This window comes from Oxynema aestuarii AP17 (assembly GCF_012295525.1).
Taxonomy (GTDB): domain Bacteria; phylum Cyanobacteriota; class Cyanobacteriia; order Cyanobacteriales; family Laspinemataceae; genus Oxynema; species Oxynema aestuarii.
This window is the reverse complement of record NZ_CP051167.1, coordinates 6,253,138-6,269,817: the sequence shown is the minus strand read 5'-3', so window position 1 is coordinate 6,269,817 and position 16,680 is coordinate 6,253,138. Positions and strand designations below refer to the sequence as shown.

14 protein-coding genes are annotated in these 16,680 nt (G+C 49.6%); 7 read left to right on the top strand and 7 right to left on the bottom strand.

All coding sequences use genetic code 11. The annotated features are described in order from the left end of the window. Positions 1-96 precede the first annotated feature (96 nt). The gene (locus tag HCG48_RS25015) at positions 97-696 is read left to right on the top strand and encodes a methyltransferase domain-containing protein (protein WP_168571604.1); all 600 of its coding nucleotides are present in this window, start codon (positions 97-99) and stop codon (positions 694-696) included. Positions 697-796: 100 nt separating this feature from the next. Next, positions 797-1,480, top strand: a complete 684-nt coding sequence (locus tag HCG48_RS25010; protein WP_168571603.1) for a HEAT repeat domain-containing protein — start codon at positions 797-799, stop codon at positions 1,478-1,480. A gap of 124 nt (positions 1,481-1,604) precedes the next feature. Here HCG48_RS25010 and HCG48_RS25005 read toward each other — a convergent pair whose 3' ends face one another. From HCG48_RS25005 to HCG48_RS24980, 7 genes are all read right to left on the bottom strand, one after another. Next, a complete protein-coding gene (locus HCG48_RS25005) occupies positions 1,605-1,976 on the bottom strand; it encodes a hypothetical protein (protein ID WP_234488835.1) in 372 nt (123 codons plus the stop codon). Between the two features lie 116 nt (positions 1,977-2,092). Then, positions 2,093-3,451, bottom strand: a complete 1,359-nt coding sequence (locus HCG48_RS25000; protein ID WP_168571602.1) for an AAA family ATPase — start codon at positions 3,449-3,451, stop codon at positions 2,093-2,095. Positions 3,452-3,528: 77 nt separating this feature from the next. After that, on the bottom strand, positions 3,529-6,900 hold the full coding sequence (gene ileS / locus HCG48_RS24995) for an isoleucine--tRNA ligase (RefSeq protein ID WP_168571601.1): 3,372 nt from the start codon (positions 6,898-6,900) through the stop codon (positions 3,529-3,531). A gap of 213 nt (positions 6,901-7,113) precedes the next feature. Beyond that, a complete protein-coding gene (locus HCG48_RS24990; RefSeq protein ID WP_246259761.1) occupies positions 7,114-8,202 on the bottom strand; it encodes a Fic family protein in 1,089 nt (362 codons plus the stop codon). Then, positions 8,187-8,579, bottom strand: a complete 393-nt coding sequence (locus HCG48_RS26320) for a hypothetical protein (RefSeq protein WP_246259759.1) — start codon at positions 8,577-8,579, stop codon at positions 8,187-8,189. Before HCG48_RS26320 ends, HCG48_RS24990 begins: the two co-directional genes overlap by 16 nt. Positions 8,580-8,609: 30 nt before the next feature. Beyond that, positions 8,610-9,836, bottom strand: a complete 1,227-nt coding sequence (locus tag HCG48_RS24985) for an RNA-guided endonuclease InsQ/TnpB family protein (RefSeq protein WP_168571600.1) — start codon at positions 9,834-9,836, stop codon at positions 8,610-8,612. A gap of 195 nt (positions 9,837-10,031) precedes the next feature. After that, positions 10,032-11,771 (bottom strand): Ycf66 family protein, encoded by a 1,740-nt coding sequence (locus HCG48_RS24980; protein WP_168571599.1) that lies wholly within the window; start codon positions 11,769-11,771, stop codon positions 10,032-10,034. Between the two features lie 419 nt (positions 11,772-12,190). Here HCG48_RS24980 and HCG48_RS24975 point away from each other — a divergent pair, with 419 nt between their 5' ends. From HCG48_RS24975 to HCG48_RS27060, 5 genes are all read left to right on the top strand, one after another. Further along, complete coding sequence (locus HCG48_RS24975; RefSeq protein WP_168571598.1) at positions 12,191-13,405, top strand: RNA-guided endonuclease InsQ/TnpB family protein; 1,215 nt, start codon at positions 12,191-12,193, stop codon at positions 13,403-13,405. A gap of 225 nt (positions 13,406-13,630) precedes the next feature. Continuing rightward, positions 13,631-15,058 (top strand): decarboxylating NADP(+)-dependent phosphogluconate dehydrogenase, encoded by a 1,428-nt coding sequence (gnd, locus tag HCG48_RS24970; RefSeq protein WP_168571597.1) that lies wholly within the window; start codon positions 13,631-13,633, stop codon positions 15,056-15,058. Between the two features lie 368 nt (positions 15,059-15,426). After that, a complete protein-coding gene (locus HCG48_RS27070) occupies positions 15,427-15,744 on the top strand; it encodes a helix-turn-helix domain-containing protein (RefSeq protein WP_320415761.1) in 318 nt (105 codons plus the stop codon). A 255-nt stretch (positions 15,745-15,999) separates the two neighbouring features. Next, on the top strand, positions 16,000-16,236 hold the full coding sequence (locus tag HCG48_RS27065; RefSeq protein WP_320415760.1) for a transposase: 237 nt from the start codon (positions 16,000-16,002) through the stop codon (positions 16,234-16,236). Between the two features lie 29 nt (positions 16,237-16,265). Beyond that, the gene (locus HCG48_RS27060) at positions 16,266-16,667 is read left to right on the top strand and encodes an RNA-guided endonuclease InsQ/TnpB family protein (protein WP_320415759.1); all 402 of its coding nucleotides are present in this window, start codon (positions 16,266-16,268) and stop codon (positions 16,665-16,667) included. The last annotated feature ends 13 nt before the right edge of the window (positions 16,668-16,680 follow it).

Genomic DNA, 16,680 nt, shown 5'->3' with positions numbered 1-16,680 from the left:
CTAACGATCGCGCGATCGGGTGAAGAAGGGAAAAACAAAAAACTTTACAATGATTGAAAATCTAGATATTTTACTCAACTTCACCCCTGTTCAAAGATGCAAGAAATCGAACAACCCACCTTTTGGGAACAACGTTATCGGGAAGGAAGCGATCGCTGGGATCTCGGTCGCGCCGCACCTCCTTTGGTCGAGTTTTTGAAACCTCCTCAATCCCCCGCGCCGGGTCGGGTGGCGGTGTTGGGATGCGGTCGCGGTCACGAAGCGCTGTTATTTGCCAAACACGGCTTTGAGGTGGTCGGTTTTGATTTCGCCCCCGCCGCAATTTCTGCAGCGCGGGAGTTGGCCCAAAAACACGCCGTTGAAGCGACGTTTTTACAGCGCGATATTTTTGATTTGACCCCTGAGTTTGCGGAGCATTTCGATTACGTGGTCGAGCATACTTGTTTTTGTGCGATTCCACCGACGAAGCGATCGCAATATGTCGAGGTCACCCATCGGTTGCTGCGCCCTCGCGGCGAATTGATCGGTCTATTTTTTACTCATTCTCGTCCCGGCGGTCCTCCTTTTGGCGTCACGAAACAAGAGATCCGCCAGTTTTTCCATCCCCGCTTTCAAGAGATCGCCCTCGAAATCACCCCGAATTCGGTCTCTAGTCGTCAGGGAGAAGAGCATTTAGGGCATTTCCAGAAGTCTTAGAGGTTTGGGTCGGCTCAACTCCTGACTCGTCCCCCTTCCCTACTCCCGTTTGCACTCTATAATGGAAACAAATGTAAACTTTTGTAAAAAACCTTAAGCGATGACTCAGATGACCTTAGCGGAAATTTCCCAGCAGTTGGAGAGTGAAAACGCGCGCGATCGCATGTTGGCGCTGGTTTCGCTCAGATACGTATCTGCGACCGAGGCGGTGCCACTGATTAAGAAAGTCTTGGATGACGAGAATTTGCAGGTGCGATCGATGGCGGTGTTTGCCCTGGGACTCAAGCCGACGGAGGAGTGCTTTCCAATTTTGGTAAGGATGCTCGAAGCGGAACCGGACTACAGCATTCGGGCGGGGGCTGCGGGGGCATTGGGTTATTTAGAAGATGGCAGAGCCTTTGAACCGTTGGTGCGATCGCTCTACGAGGATACGGACTGGTTGGTGCGCTTCAGTGCGGCGGTGGCGTTGGGGAATTTGAAAGATCCGCGCGCTCACGATGCTTTGATTCGGGCGTTAGAGACGGATCAAGTGGTGTTGCAGCAAGCGGCGATCGCGGCGTTGGGAGAAATCAAATCGATCGCCTCCGTCGATCGCATTCTCGATTTTGCCCAATCGGAGGATTGGTTAGTACGCCAGCGTTTGGCGGAAGCGCTGGGGAATTTGCCCCACGAGAAAAGCCGCGCGGCGCTCAAGTACCTGCAAAAAGACAATCATCCCCAAGTGGTGACGGCGGCGACGATTTCCCTAGAGCGTTTGGATGGGGAATTACCGCCCTCGTCGTGAGGGGCGATCGCGTTTTCGACGATCCAATGTGTACAGGTGTAAGACAGTAGAGGCGCGATCGCGCCGCGCCTCTATATCAGAGAAGCTCGCATCATTGAGTACGGAGCGATCGCCCCAACTTGGCTTATTTGAATTGAAAATCCGGACAAACAAATTCAACGATAATACCATGCTGATTCAGTTCAAATTCAAAATTTTTCCAATCTGAATCAACCGCATTTAAGATTGGTGGATTTTGAGGATGAACCCGGGCGATCGCCACCCATTTACGATCGCTGCGATCGAAGTTGGCTAATTGCGGATCTTGGGGAAATTCTGCAAAATCATCCCCAGGAATTGGCGTAATTTTGACGCGATCGCACCGTTGAGAATTATATTGATAGTCGTGAACCCATTTCACAAATAAATCCCCGACTCCGGGTTGACCGGACAATGAAAGATTGCGTCGGTATTCATCAAAAACCAAACCGTTGTCATCGATAACTAATTTTTTCACTCCTTGTCTAATCGCCATTAATTCTCGAACGCAATTGATAACACATTGCGGTGAAGCATTTGGCTGTTTTTTATTGGCGACCAGTGCAATATTAGTATCTACGATAACAGGTTCTACTAAACTTTAGCCTCCATCCTCCGCCTCATTTCTGCCTCTGTTTTAGCAGCCAATTCACCCATTTCATCTCCGAAAAAGTCTTGTGGCCAATTCATAATATTCCCAAATTCATCTAATTGCAGCGATTGTAAATGAGATTGGCCGCGATCGTCGAGTTGGCAAAAATATAAGCAGGTCTGTTCGTGAGAAAAGACCTCTTCCGCAATACGACGCTGCAAACGACGTAATAAATGCTCGCTATGACTTTCTAAAATAATTTGTACCTTACGGCGATTGATAACATCAATAAAAACATCGGCTAACCCCGCTTGAGCGAAGGGATGCAAATGTATTTCTGGATGTTCTAAAATAATTGTGGAACCTTCCGGGACGTAGTAACACAGGACTAAAACAGGTAAAATTTGGGAGACGCCAAAGCCAACATCAGTAATTAACACTTCAGGGGTATTGGGAGATCTTCGAACCCAAACTTGATAACTCCCCCGATCGCTTTGAATGGCTTCAATTTTGAAATCGTAGATGAGTCCGATCTCGCGCAATTTTTGCGCAATGTCCTTTTCGATGGAACTCTCTCGATCTCGCCAACGAGAGGCTAAAATAGCAGCAATTGTGAATTCTCCACGGGAACCGACATCTACCGGGCGATCTCCGGACCACGCATAATTTCGTCGTGGATATTCTCGCAACGGCCCCAAATAATAAATATTTTTAAAACATTCTTCAAAAGCTAGAACTAAATCGGATAAAAAGCTTGCATTTTGATAATAATTATTCACTTTATCCGGAAAGCCATAGTTTTTGATTGGGGCAGGAAGTGGCCAAACTCGACCGCGAAATCGTCTAACTTCATAGCCTTCGGCAATTAAGTTATATTTTAATGAATTTTGAGGCTCTGAAGTAGAATTCAATTCCATTCCAAAACGACATGCGCGATCGTCCTGCTTAAATTGATAAGCAAATTGTCGAACAACTTTTAGAGGATCTTTTTCTTCGATATCGACTTCAAAATTTAATTGAGGGATTGAAAAGAGAAGGCGATCCGGTTCGCCTTCTGGATCTAAAATTTCTAAGTTATTCCTTAATGTCCAACCGATAGATAAATTAAGATTTGGTCGATCTTCGCCTTTGTGGAGCAGATCCCTAAAGCGACCTAGAGCGATATCCGATCGTTCGTCTCCCAGAGCTAAAATTTGCTGGCGATCGCGCGCTTCTACAGTTTGTTTTAACATCAACAGCAATTGCAAAATTGCCGTTTTTCCCGAACTATTCGTACCAAATAATCCAGTTAAGGGAGCTAACTGAATCGATCCCGTATCTGGCCAAGATTTAAAGTTTTGCGCCCTGAGTTCATTCAGCATCTTTCCCTCCCCTTAAAACTGTAGAAAACATATAGAGGCGCGATCGCGCGCGCCTCTACATTCAGTCTACGAAACCGTTAGAACTCACCCGCCAATGCAGAAACGCAGCGTTCGCAGATCGTCGGATCGGCTGCAAACTCGCCGACATGGGTGGAATAATTCCAACAGCGATCGCATTTCTGACCGTCCGCATTGACGACGCCGACGCCCAACCCTTCGGACTCGGCGGCATACGATAACCCGTCGAGTGCTGCGGGGCTGTCCACCAATTCGACGCCGGAGGTGAGGAACAGGTAGCGCAGTTCGTCTACGCCGTTGCTGCGAACCGCGATCGCGGGGGGCGCCGGAGTCGAGGGAGTCTCCACCGTCGCCACTGCGCGCACTTCCACAGGTTCCGGTTGTGGGGTTCCGACGACATCCGCCGCCGTTTGCTGCAAAGTGGCGAGCAGTTCCTCGCGGGTAGCGGCTTTGAGCAGGTAGCGGTTGGTAAACCAGGCGCTGTAACCGATACCGACGAGTTCCAAGAAGCTAGGTAATAAGGGGATATCGTCGATCGCGTCGAGAATGGCGGAAATGACCATAAACGAGACGATCGCGCTGAAAATTAACCCCACGGACCATAAGGGACGGCGATAGTCCGAGAAAAACAGGGTGAAATAGCGAGGGAAGTCTTCGAGGAAGGCGATCGCGCGATCGAGGATCTGCCGCCATTGGGGGATCTCGCCGTCCGCCGGAGGTAAACTACTCGTTGCGGTGGCGGGTTCCCCAGGGGCGTTCGCCTCCACTGCGGTCGTTTCGGGCTGTGGCAGACTGGCGAAGGTACTCGGGTTCATGGAGGCGAGGTGCGATCGCGCCTTCTCGTCGGCGACGTAGAGTAGCACCTTCGCCTCCAAAGACGACCCGATCGCCTTATCCTTGCGCGCTTTTTCTAAAACTTGGTTCACTTCGGCGCGAATGTGGCGCCATTGCTGCCAAGTTTTACCCAACTCCGGATTGGCGAAGCGATCGTCCAACTGCACCCAACCGGACTCGAACACCGAACGGTAGGGTGTCGGATAGGGCAGATTTTGCCAAATATCCTCCGCCATGTGGCATAGGACCGGGGCGATCGCCTTGGCCAGATTTTCGAGGGCGATCGCGAGAACCGTCTGACAACTGCGACGGCGGGCAGCTTCCGGGGCGCTGATATACAGCCGATCCTTGGCAATATCTAAATAGAAATTGGACAAATCCACCACGCAGAAATTCTGCACCGTTTGGAAAAAGCGGAAAAACTGATACTTCTCAAACGCATCGGTCACTTCCGCAAACACCTCCGTCATCCGGTGCAGCATGTAGCGGTCCAACTCCGGCAAGTCGTCGTAAGCGATCGCATCTTTCGCGGGATCGAAATCGTGGAGGTTACCGATTAAAAAGCGCGCCGTATTGCGGATTTTGCGATAAACATCCCCCAATTGCTTGAGGATATTTCGACCGAGGGGAACGTCGTTAGAATAGTCCACCGACGACACCCACAAGCGCAACACGTCGGCCCCGTAGGGCGGTTCTTGCTTGTGATTTTTGCCCCCATTAATAATCGTTTCCGGATCGACCACATTACCGAGAGACTTGCTCATTTTGCGGCCATTTTCATCGAGGATGAACCCGTGAGTGAGCACGGTTTGATAGGGCGCAACGCCGTTATTGGCGACGCTGGTGAGCAAACTCGACTGGAACCAACCGCGATGTTGGTCCGATCCTTCTAAATAGATATCCGCCGGATAGCGCAATTCTTCCCGTTGTTGCGCCACCGCCGCCCAGGAGGAACCGGAATCGAACCAGACATCCATGGTGTCGGTTCCTTTGCGGTAGGTTTTACCGTTGTCGCGGTAGGAGGGGGGTAAGAGGTCTTCGACGGGCAGTTCCCACCAAGCGTCCGAACCTTTTTCGGCAATAATGGCTTGGACGTGGGCGATCGTTTCTTCGGTCAGCAGGGGTTCTCCGGTGTCTTCTTCGTAAAAGACGGGAATGGGTACGCCCCAACTGCGTTGGCGGGAGATGCACCAATCCGATCGCTCGGAAACCATCGCCCGAATCCGGTTTTCGCCTTGGGCGGGAATCCACTGCACCTGGGAAATCGCTTTGAGGGCTTCGTCGCGGAAGCCTTCGACGGACGCGAACCACTGTTCCGTAGCGCGAAAGATCGTCGGTTTTTTAGTGCGCCAGTCGTAGGGATATTTGTGAACGTAGGGTTCTTCTTTGAGCAGGGATCCGGTTTTTTGGAGGGCTTCGATCACGGCGACGTTCCCTCGGTCGAGGACGTTCAACCCGGCGAATTCCCCTGCATCTTCGGTAAAGTTGCCGTTGGCGTCTACCGGGGCGAAGATGTCGAGACCGTAGCGCAGACCGACGCCGTAGTCTTCCAGACCGTGACCGGGGGCGGTATGGACCAAGCCCGTCCCGGATTCGGTAGTGACGTAGTCGCCGCCGACGACGATCGGGCTGTGGCGATCGTAGAGGGGGTGTTTGTATTTACAGTGTTCGAGGTTTTTGCCTTTAATTTGGGCTTTGACCGTCAATTTGCAGCCGAACGTGGTGGAGAGGCGATCGACCAATTCGGCGGCGACGATCAGGAAGCAACCGGGGGCGATCGCACTATCTTCGGGCATCGCAACGATCGCGTAGTCTAAATCGGGATTGACACTGACCGCCAAGTTCCCGGGAATCGTCCACGGCGTCGTCGTCCAGATCGCCGCGTACAGCTTGGGAAGGAAGCGTTTGAGGTCCGCCGCCTTTTTCTCCAGTTCCGTGACCGGGAAAGCGGCGTAGAGACTGCGGGAGGTGTGACCTTCCGGGTATTCGAGTTCGGCTTCGGCGAGGGCGGTTTGGGAACTCGGGCTCCAGTGGACGGGTTTGCGACCGCGATAGATATAGCCTTTGAGGACCATTTGACCGAAAACGCCGATTTGAGCCGCTTCGTAGGCGGGATTGAGGGTGAGGTAAGGATTGTCCCAATCGCCCCAGATCCCGTAGCGTCGAAAGCCTGTTTTTTGTTCTTCGACGGTTTTGAGAGCAAAATCGCGGGCTTTATGGCGCAGTTTGAGGGGGGTGAGCGATCGCCTCTCCTTGTCTTTCATCGCTTGCAAGACTTTGAGTTCGATCGGCAACCCGTGGCAGTCCCAACCGGGGACGTAGCGAACTTTACGCCCTTGCAAGAGTTGATATTTATTGATGATATCTTTGAGAATTTTATTGAGGGCGTGACCCATGTGCAGGGCGCCGTTGGCGTAGGGCGGCCCGTCGTGGAGGATGAAAATCTCCCCGGGGTTGTTCTGCGACAGGGTTTCGTAAATGCGGTGTTCTGCCCAAAACTGCTGGAGTTCCGGTTCGCGCTTAATCGCATTGGCGCGCATGTTAAAGCTTGTTTGGGGCAGGTTGACGGTTTCTTTGTAACTCTTTGCTTCTGTCACAGCCAAATCCCGAAAGGTCGTAGAACGATTTTCCCCTCAATTATAGGGTTCGGCGTCGTCACGAGTCACGAGATCCGGTGGGGCGATCGGGTTTTGGGGTCGATGGGCTTTGGCAGAAAGATAGCATTCCTAAATCAGCGAACAGGGCAATCCACTCATTCCCTGCGTTGCTCATTCCAAAAACAACCGTTAGAAATACCGTTAGAAATACCGTTACAAACTACTATTCCAGTATTCTAAACCCGTGACGAGCACATCTTCCAGCCATCCTCGAAATCGCTCGATTAAATGATGTTCTTCATCCGCATAAGAAAACTGAAACGGACTCTCGCTCAACGCTTGAATATCGCTCGGACTCGTGTCTCCCTCTTCGGTCACATCTTTATGATAAGCACAAGCAGAACAAACTAATAAACCGCGATATTCGTGACCGAGAACGTGGAAGGATAGCAAAATAATCGTAGAAGTTTGGAGATCGATCGCCAGTTGCATCCAGTCATGATAGGCGTGAATATTCGCAAAATATCCTAACTGCTTTGCCGTTTGGGCAACTTGAAAGCGATGGTAATACGATTTCGAGCCATCCCTCGGAGGCACAACCGTAAAGACATCAAATCCATTCACTAATTCTTCGATAGAAGCTTTGATGTCTTCGGCCAGCTTATCCAATCTTTCTATAGCAATTTCGTACAATAGATTGGCAAAGCCTTCCACTTTATTACAGCGATCTTGTCGAGTTGCAGACTGATTCTGTTTGAGTTTTTCAGCGATCGCCGCGATCGCAATCTGGGTTCGCCTCCCTTCCGCTAAAATTTGCTCCGACAGCCCCAGACTTCTAATAAAAGCTTGTTTTTGTCGTTTGGAAAACAACTGAATTAATGGCGATAAATCTCCGCGATCGGCTCGTTCTAAAGCATCAAGATAAACCACTCGTTCGTCACGAGTTAAAGACAAAGGAAAGCAACCTGCCTGTAGAAAAACCAAACTCGCCAAACAACGAGCCACTCGCCCGTTACCATCTTGAAACGGATGAATTTGTGTAAATCGATGGTGCAACCAAGCTGCTTCCACCTCCGGCGGAATCTTGTTTTCCTGATGTTGCCGATGCCAACTAATAAGATTGTCCATTTCCGATGCCACTTGTTCCGGCGGACAATATTCATGAACTAATCCATCCGATCGCATCGGATTGTTAACTTGTCGTTTCCAGTCTCCGCGAATCAGAGGAACATCGATCGTTTCTCCAGTCGCCGGAATCAAGGCTTCTGTCGTCTCTTGATTTTGCGTTAAAACTTGATGCAATTGTTTGATATAATAAGTTGATAAACTGCGGGTTCTACCGACAAAACAAATAGTCCTTCAATCGCCGTTTGTTGGTCTTTAATTAAAGAAATAACTTGTTTGACCGAGCCATCCGTAGCCCCATGCGGAATCAGAGCTTCATCAATTCCCTGTTCGATCGGTAACCGTGTAATTCCTCGATCTAAATTATAGAGCCGTTCGATAATCCCAGTTTCGATCGCAATTTCCCGGCAGAGTCTTTCCATAAAGGTTTGAAACTCCCCAGAATTCCTCAATCGTTCCGCTTGTTCCTTCCAAACGGTCACTAAGGGAGGCAACTCAGTATTTGCCAGTTTTTGCCAGTCCGGTTCTAAATCTGAAATTGGTTCCCACAGCATCTCGGATTGGCGTGAACTACCGCTATTGAATCAAAGATTACAATAGCGGCTTCCCTCTTCACTGGGGACTGCGCTAGATAGAACTGAAGTTCTACCACCTCGTCTTACATCCCCTCCAAGGGCAGTAGAGCGAGTTCCTAACTCTAATATCCGTAAGCCTTCATTTTTGAGATTGATGGCGGCATTGATATCCCTGTCATGACGGGTTTGGCAATGTTCGCAAGTCCAGCTTCTCGCATCAAGAGACAAGCTTTTGATTTGATTGAGACATACATGGCAGGTTTTAGAAGAAGGAAAAAATCGATCGACTTCTAGATAAACTTTTCCTTCTGATTCAGCCTTGTACTTTAACATCGTACAAAACATTCCCCAACCGACATCACTAATCGCTTTGGCGAGTTTGCGATTGCGAACCATGCCTATCCCCCCTTTAGTTCCCCCCTTATTAAGGGGGGTTAGGGGGGATTCGACCACAATCACTTGGTTTTCGTTCACTATCTTACGGGATAGCTTGTGGAGAAAATCTTCACGACAGCGACTTATTTTGGCGTGAATCTTAGCAACTTTTACCCGCGATTTATTGCGGTTGTTGCTACCTTTCCTTTTTCGAGCGTGTTTTTGCTGTTTTCTTTTTAGGTTTCGCGCGTGTTTATCAAAATGCTTGGGATTATTATATTTCGACCCCTCACTGGTAATCGCAAAATCGGTCAGCCCTAAATCAATGCCAATTGCTTTTCCTTCAGTTGAGGGAAAGGGAGGTTCTTCTCTACCCTCTACCAAAACTGAAGCATAATATTTACCATCTGGATTTTTGGAGAGGGTTACAGTTTTGATTTTTCCCTCAAAACTTCGATGCTGACGACAACACACTAACCCAACTTTAGGCAGTTTGATGTAATTTCCCTCAAACTTAACATTTTGAGGATAACTGATAGATTGCCTTCCCTGCTTGGATTTGAATCGGGGTAATTTTGCCCGGTTCTCAAAGAAGTTTCGATAAGCGGTTGATAAGTTCAACGCCACGACTTGCAAGCATTGGGAATAGACATCTTCTTTAAGCCAAGGGTATTCCTTTTTGAGGGCAGGTAATAATCCCTGAAGATAACCCCTTGATAGACCTTTCCCGGTCGATTGATAAGTCTCTTGGCACAAATTTAACGCATAGTTCCAATACCAACGACAGCAACCAAAGCTCTTGGCTAAAGTCGCTTGTTGCTCGTGGGTTGGATAGATGCGGTATTTGTACGCCTTGAACATTATCGCCGATATAGCCAGATGATAAGATTATAACTGATTTGCCGAAGAGTCGCTTTCATCCCACGATTCACCTTCGGTAGAATCGGGGAATTCCCGCTCCCATTGTTAAAATATACAAACTTCTCAAAAATAACAACTATCGCCTACACCTTAAAATTCATAGGGTGGGCAATGATTGCCCACCCCACTAACCCATCACTTTTCCTCATCCATCTCATTGGTCGGAGAAGGCGACTCCTCAGTCATTGGCGGCGTCGCCGATTTCGCTTCCCCCGGCTGTTTCGGCATCTCTACAATCGCCGGATTGTTGCGATTCGGACGCATCGAAGGTGAGATCTCCTCCGAACCTTCCACCGTTTCCGCCTCAACCTCAATCGCCCCTTCTGACTCCGAAATCTCCGGTAAGTCTTCAGCAACAACCGTTTCCATCGGTTCCGGCTCCACCTCGACCTTCGCTTCCACGCTCTCACCTTCCTGCGCTTGGGCATCCGGCGCCAGATCCATTTCTGGCGGCATCTCCTCCCCAGAACTCCGAGCTTCCGAACCCTCCGTTTCCGCTTGAGCGTCCTCCGCGACCGTTTCCGGTGGAGGTTCGGGCTGAATTAACTGCTCGAATCCCTCCGCTTTGCGAGTTTCGGCTTCCGTCGCCGCCGCTTCATCTTCCGCTAGATCTTCTACAACATTTTCCGCCACCGTTTCCGTTTCCGCCACCGTTTCCGTCTCGGCGACGGCGGGAGACGCTTCGGAAACTTCGGCTTCCTCGAATTCCTCAGTCACTTCCGGTAGCGCTTCAACCTCCTGCGGTGCAGTCGTTTCCGCCATTGTCTCCTGCGGCTTCGACTCCTGCGGCTGCGACTCCTGCGGCTTCGGTTTCGACTTCTTCCCTCTACCGAGAAGACCTTGTAACCCAGACAGCAAACTCGTCAGAGGCGCTAATAGACCTCCCTTGTCAGCCTTCGCCTTCTTCGCCGGACTCGTCGAAACTTTAGTTTCCGTCGGCGTTGCAGGCGTTTTTTCGGGACTCTCCAACTCGTCTAAATCGTCAAACTCATCGAACTCCCCATCACTCGATCCTTCCGTCCAGTCCTGCGCCCCTTCCAACGCGGCGGCTGAAGGCATTTCCTCCATCGTCTCCGGACTCGTTTCAGTAGGCGAATCTTCCGCAACCGTTGCACTCGGTTTCGTTTCCGCTTCCGATGGCTCACTCGGCGTCTGCACTGCTGGCGCTTCGCTTTCTGCCGAGACTGGGGACTCCACCGGAGTCTGAGGCTTGACTTCAAGCTCTGCACTCACCTCAACCTCTACATCCGGACCCGTCGAGGGCGTCTGAGACCGACTCGGTTCGGCTTTCGGTTCCGGTTTGGGTTCGGCTTTCGGTTCCGGTTTTGCTTTTGACTTACCCTTAAATAAATTCTGAAATCCGCCCAAAGGTGATTTTTTCGGACTCGCTTTTTGAGGAGCTGTCGGCGGCGTCTTCTGGGTCGTCGTCTCTTCCGTGCTCGTTTCGCCAGAGGGAACGGCTTCGGTTTCTGGCGTTTCCGGTGGGCTAGAAGGCTCGGCTGTCGGCGCTTCCGGAACGGCGGTCACCGATTTTTGTGCCGATTTGCCTTTAAACACATTCACCATTCCTCCCTTGAGTGCGGGGGAACTTTCGGCGGCGGATAAATCAGTTTGTTCGGCGAGGGGCGTCACTTGGCGGCGTAAGGCGAGGGTTTGCCACCCCAACCAACCCAAAAGAGCGACGCTAGCGGTTTGACCGAGCAGTACAGCTCCGGTAATCCGTCCCGCACAAAACCACAAGACTAAAGCATAGAATAGCCCCACTCCGCTCCAAATTAAATCGCCTTTACGATGAACTTCTGGAACGAAAAAGGCGGCCATGTAAATCGCGAAACTGCCCAAGGCGACGGCCAAGGCCAGAATATATGCAAGCATGTTCCCGGTTCTCCCTGCGGTGTACTGATGGGGACAAAGGGCTCATCGGTTCGGGGAAGTGGAGGTTGGGAATCCGTGCTGCGGGCATCTTGCCCGCTTTTCTAGGAATTCGGGACTTTGCTACTGCACGGATGCATTTCCTTGTTTGCGGCAATCACAGGAAGTCAACCTCGTTCGCCGAACCAACGCTCTAGGATGTCCCTTAATACGCTAATTCTACCGTTGTGGCTGTTGCTTCTCGTGGGGGGTTAACTACAGAAGCCGAAAACTTACACAATCTTACTCAATCTTACTCAAATCGTGAGAAATCCCCGGAGCATTGACGAATATTTCTAGAAACTGAATTGTTAATAAAGTCATCAGTAGTGGTAAAATTAGCACTAGTTAGGCGCCATTGGTAGCGTAGAGCATTTAACTCCATGTTATTAGGGTTTAAAACACAACTTAAAGTTAATCTGACCCAACGACAAAAACTCGCTCGTCATGCGGGAGTGGCGCGTCATGCTTACAATTGGGGTCACGGGTTGTGTTTAGGAATTTTATCACATAATGCCGGTTGTCGTCCCGATGAAAAAATCAAATTTCCCACAGCTATTGACTTACATAAATGGTTAAATAAGTTAGTAAAACCAGAGAATCTGTGGTATTACGAAGTTTCTAAGTGTGCCCCTCAATACGCTCTCAGACATCTCGCCCAGGCGTGGCAAGATTGCTTTAAAAAAAAGAAATCTAGACCTAAATTTAAGAAAAAAGGCAGACAAGACAGCTTTACTCTAGATGGAACTATAAAAATATTATCTGAAAATAAAATTCAGGTTCCTGTCATTGGAATTCTGAAAACTTATGAAAGACTATCGGGGAATTATCAACCCAAAAATGTGACGATTAGTCGAGAGGCAGATCGCTGGTTTATTTCGTTTAAAATAGATGTCAACGTGACCCCCACCGAGAAGAAAACAGATGTAGTGGGGATAGATTTGGGGATAAAAGCGCTTGCCACCTTATCAACGGGAGTAAGTATAGAAGGAATAAAAGCATATAAAAAGCATTCAAATAAACTAGCTAGACTCCAAAGACAAGTTAGCCGAAAAAGTCTCGGCTCTGCCAATCGAAAAAAGTCCCAGCTTCAAGTCCAAAAACTCCATCGGAAAATCGCTAATCTCAGAAAAGATACGTTACATAAGTTGACCTCGCAATTATGCAAGAACCACGCCGTTAATGTGATAGAAGACTTAAACGGATCGGGCATGATGGCCAATCATAAACTAGCTAAATCTATCGCCGATATGGGGTTTTATGAATTCCGACGGCAGATGGAATATAAGAGCCAAATATATGGGTCACAACTAATAATCGTAGACAGATTTTATCCATCTAGTAAAATCTGTTCTAATTGTGGAAGCATTAAAGACTCATTACTCTTATCAGAAAGACTGTTTGGTTGCGACCATTGTCATCTCAAAATAGACAGAGATTTAAACGCAGCCAAAAATCTGGAAAAAATAGGCCGAGCTACGGCCAAATTAACGCCTGTGGACAAGAGCGAGCTGACTCCCTTGGTAGAAGCAGGAAGTAAAATCGACTCAAACGTATTGTTCATCAAGCTTTCAGACTTGATGGGTAAGTTTGGGTAAGTTTTATCTAGCGGTCGCTACAAACGATCGCCCGATGGGGCAATTGAGACGTGAAGCGCCAAACGTCATAGAGCTGAGCCCCTACTAGGGGACTTGCTAGCATCGGCTTGTGTTCTGTAACACCTTTGCCATGACAAGAGAGTTTTAAGATCTTTTTCCAGTCTGGCTCGAAGAGATCGGGCTACCCTGTAGGAGAGTTGACGAGACTGAGGTCATTACAAGGTTATGACGAAACAAAAATTTGGTGTGATTGGGTTGGCAGTGATGGGTGAGAACCTCGCCCTCAATGTGGAAAGCAAGGGATTTCCCGTTTCGGTGTACAATCGCACGGGTTCGGTGACGGAAGCGTTTATGGCCGAACGGGCTCAAGGTAAGCAAGTCAAGGCGACTTATTCGATTGAAGAGTTTGTCGAGTCTCTGGAACGTCCTCGGCGGATTCTGGTGATGGTGAAGGCGGGTAAGCCCGTGGATGCGGTTATCGGTCAGCTCAAACCGTTACTGGAAGCGGGGGATATGATTATCGACGGCGGTAATTCCCTTTATGAGGATACGGAACGCCGGACTCAGGAGTTAGAATCGGTCGGCCTCGGTTTTATGGGAATGGGGGTCAGTGGCGGCGAGGAAGGCGCTTTAAATGGCCCGAGTTTGATGCCGGGAGGCACGGAACAAGCTTATAAAGATTTAGAGGCGATTCTGACGAAAATTGCGGCGCAAGTCGATGATGGACCGTGCGTGACTTATATCGGTCCGGGTGGGGCGGGTCATTACGTGAAAATGGTTCACAATGGCATCGAGTACGGCGATATGCAGTTAATCGCCGAGGCTTACGACTTGCTCAAAAGTGTTTTGGGTCTCGACCACAAGCAATTGCACGAAGTCTTTGCCGAATGGAATCAAACCGACGAACTCAATTCGTTTTTAATCGAAATTACGGCGGATATTTTTAAATATATCGATCCGGAGACGAATCAGCCGTTAGTGGAGCAAATTGTCGATGCGGCGGGACAAAAAGGGACGGGTCGTTGGACGGCGATGAGTGCGTTGGAATTCGGGGTTTCGATTCCGACGATTACGGCGGCGGTTAATGCGCGGATTATGTCTTCGATTAAGGAGGAACGGGGCGCGGCGTCGCAGCAATTAAGCGGACCGACGTTTAAGTTTGACGGGGATGTCAAGGGATTTGTGGATAAGGTTCGCGATGCGCTTTACTGTTCTAAGATTTGTTCTTACGCTCAGGGGATGAGTTTGCTGGCGAAGGCGTCGGCGGATTTTAATTATAATTTGAATCTGAGTGAAATTTCCCGGATTTGGAAGGGTGGATGTATTATCCGTGCGGGATTTTTGGACAAGATTAAGTCGGCGTTTAAGGATAATCCGAGTTTGCCGAATTTGCTGTTAGCGCCGGAGTTCAAGCAGACGATTTTAGACCGTCAGGAGGCATGGCGCGAGGTGTTGGCGACAGCGAATTATGCTGGGATTCCGGTTCCGGCGTTTAGTGCGTCTTTAGATTATTTTGACAGCTATCGGCGCGATCGCCTCCCGCAAAATTTGACCCAAGCGCAACGGGATTATTTCGGCGCCCATACTTACGAACGCTTGGACAAACCGCGCGGCGAGTTTTTCCATACGGAATGGTCGGAAGTGAATGAATAATTGGCCGATGATTTCTGATTAGTTGTAGCAAGGATCGAGGCGATCGCTCTTCCGGGGGCGATCGCTTTTAAAATTGCTTTTAAAATATATAGGAGTCACGAGGTGCTCGTGTTGTCCAAGCAAAATCACGGGGAATATCCCGATTTGTTATCAAAGTTAAACACTACCGCGATCGCTCTTGCCAATTGCACGGATTTAGTGACAGTTTAACTTTTGAGGGGTTCGGGGAGCGATAAGTCCCGCGCCGTACCTGAAAGGTCAGTGTTGGGATCCACGGACTCCCCGCGTCGATTGAGGGGTTCAATACCCCGAAAATCGACACACTACCTGTAGTCTAACGGAAAGCGCAAATCAGTTAGACTATAGGTATGTTGAACTTGACCTACAACTACCGAATCTATCCAGGACTTGACCAGGAAGCTCAAATGCTCGACTGGTTGGAGCAATGTCGTCGCGTCTATAACTACGCTTTGGCAGAGCGCAAGGACTGGATCGGCTCGCGTAAATGTCCGGTCAATGCTTGTAGTATCAAGCAGGAATATATCATTTCTGCCGATGCACCCTATCCCGACTATTACAAACAGCAGAATGCACTGACCAAAGCGAAAGATGAGATCCCAGAACTGAAGGCAGTTCATTCTCAGGTCTTGCAAGATGCCTTGAAGCGGCTGGATAAGTCGTTTTAAGTTCGTGCAGAAAAGAGGATTTGGATTTCCTCGATTCAAAAAGTTTGGTCAGTATCGCTCGTTTGTCTTTCCGCAGTTCAAATCGAACCCCGTCAACGAGTTTGAAATCGAACTGCCGAAAATTGGAGCCATGCCCATTAACCTGCATCGACCTATCCCAGAAGGATTTGCACTCAAGCGGGTACGGGTCGTCTTCAAGCCGTCTGGTTGGTATGCTCAATTGATTCTGCAAGCCGATCTTTCCGTCCCAAATCTATGCCTCACGGTGAACCGATTGGCATAGATTTGGGACTGGAAAAGTTCTTGGCTGGATCGACGGGAGAATTGGTAGAACGCCCTCGCTTTTTCGTGGATTTGCAAGGCAAGCTTCGATGGCTGCAACGTAAATTGAGAAACAAGAAAAAGGGTTCGGCTAATTACCGGAAGATTCAAGCCAAGATTCGCCAACTGCACGAGCATATCCACAACAGCGCCGTGAGTTCCATTTCCTGACGGCTCACCAGCTTTGTGACCATGCTGGGATGATTTTTGCTGAGGATTTGAACCTCAAGATGACCAGTCGCGGGATCTTGGCCAAGCATTGTTTGGATGCTGCTTGGGGAAGCTTCTTGGAAATCCTCAAGTGGGTTGCCTGGAAGCGTGGCGTCTACTTTGCCAAGGTTGACCCCAACGGGACCAGTCAAACTTGCCCTCAGTGTGGGGCGCATACTGGGAAGAAGGAACTCAGCGAACGGGTTCATCGTTGCGATGAGTGTGGATATGCGACAGACTGGGATGTTGCTGCGGCTCAAGTGGTCATGCAGCGCGGTCTTGTAGCCGTTGGACAGACGGTGATACTGCCTGGGTCGGAAGGTTGCTTAGGAACCCCGATGAAGCAGGAAAACCCAACCGCGAGGAAGGGACGCCCGCGCTCTACCCGTTAGGGTGAGCGTCGGG

Excerpts from the sequence above, each read along its gene's own strand:
- HCG48_RS25015 (WP_168571604.1), top strand. The coding sequence starts at position 97 with ATGCAAGAAATCGAACAACCCACCTTTTGGGAACAACGTTATCGGGAA.
- HCG48_RS25010 (WP_168571603.1), top strand. The coding sequence starts at position 797 with ATGACTCAGATGACCTTAGCGGAAATTTCCCAGCAGTTGGAGAGTGAA.
- HCG48_RS25000 (WP_168571602.1), bottom strand. The coding sequence starts at position 3,451 with ATGCTGAATGAACTCAGGGCGCAAAACTTTAAATCTTGGCCAGATACG.
- HCG48_RS26320 (WP_246259759.1), bottom strand. The coding sequence starts at position 8,579 with ATGCTGTGGGAACCAATTTCAGATTTAGAACCGGACTGGCAAAAACTG.
- HCG48_RS24985 (WP_168571600.1), bottom strand. The coding sequence starts at position 9,836 with ATGTTCAAGGCGTACAAATACCGCATCTATCCAACCCACGAGCAACAA.
- HCG48_RS24980 (WP_168571599.1), bottom strand. The coding sequence starts at position 11,771 with ATGCTTGCATATATTCTGGCCTTGGCCGTCGCCTTGGGCAGTTTCGCG.
- HCG48_RS24975 (WP_168571598.1), top strand. The coding sequence starts at position 12,191 with ATGTTATTAGGGTTTAAAACACAACTTAAAGTTAATCTGACCCAACGA.
- gnd (WP_168571597.1), top strand. The coding sequence starts at position 13,631 with ATGACGAAACAAAAATTTGGTGTGATTGGGTTGGCAGTGATGGGTGAG.
- HCG48_RS27070 (WP_320415761.1), top strand. The coding sequence starts at position 15,427 with ATGTTGAACTTGACCTACAACTACCGAATCTATCCAGGACTTGACCAG.
- HCG48_RS27065 (WP_320415760.1), top strand. The coding sequence starts at position 16,000 with ATGCCTCACGGTGAACCGATTGGCATAGATTTGGGACTGGAAAAGTTC.
- HCG48_RS27060 (WP_320415759.1), top strand. The coding sequence starts at position 16,266 with ATGATTTTTGCTGAGGATTTGAACCTCAAGATGACCAGTCGCGGGATC.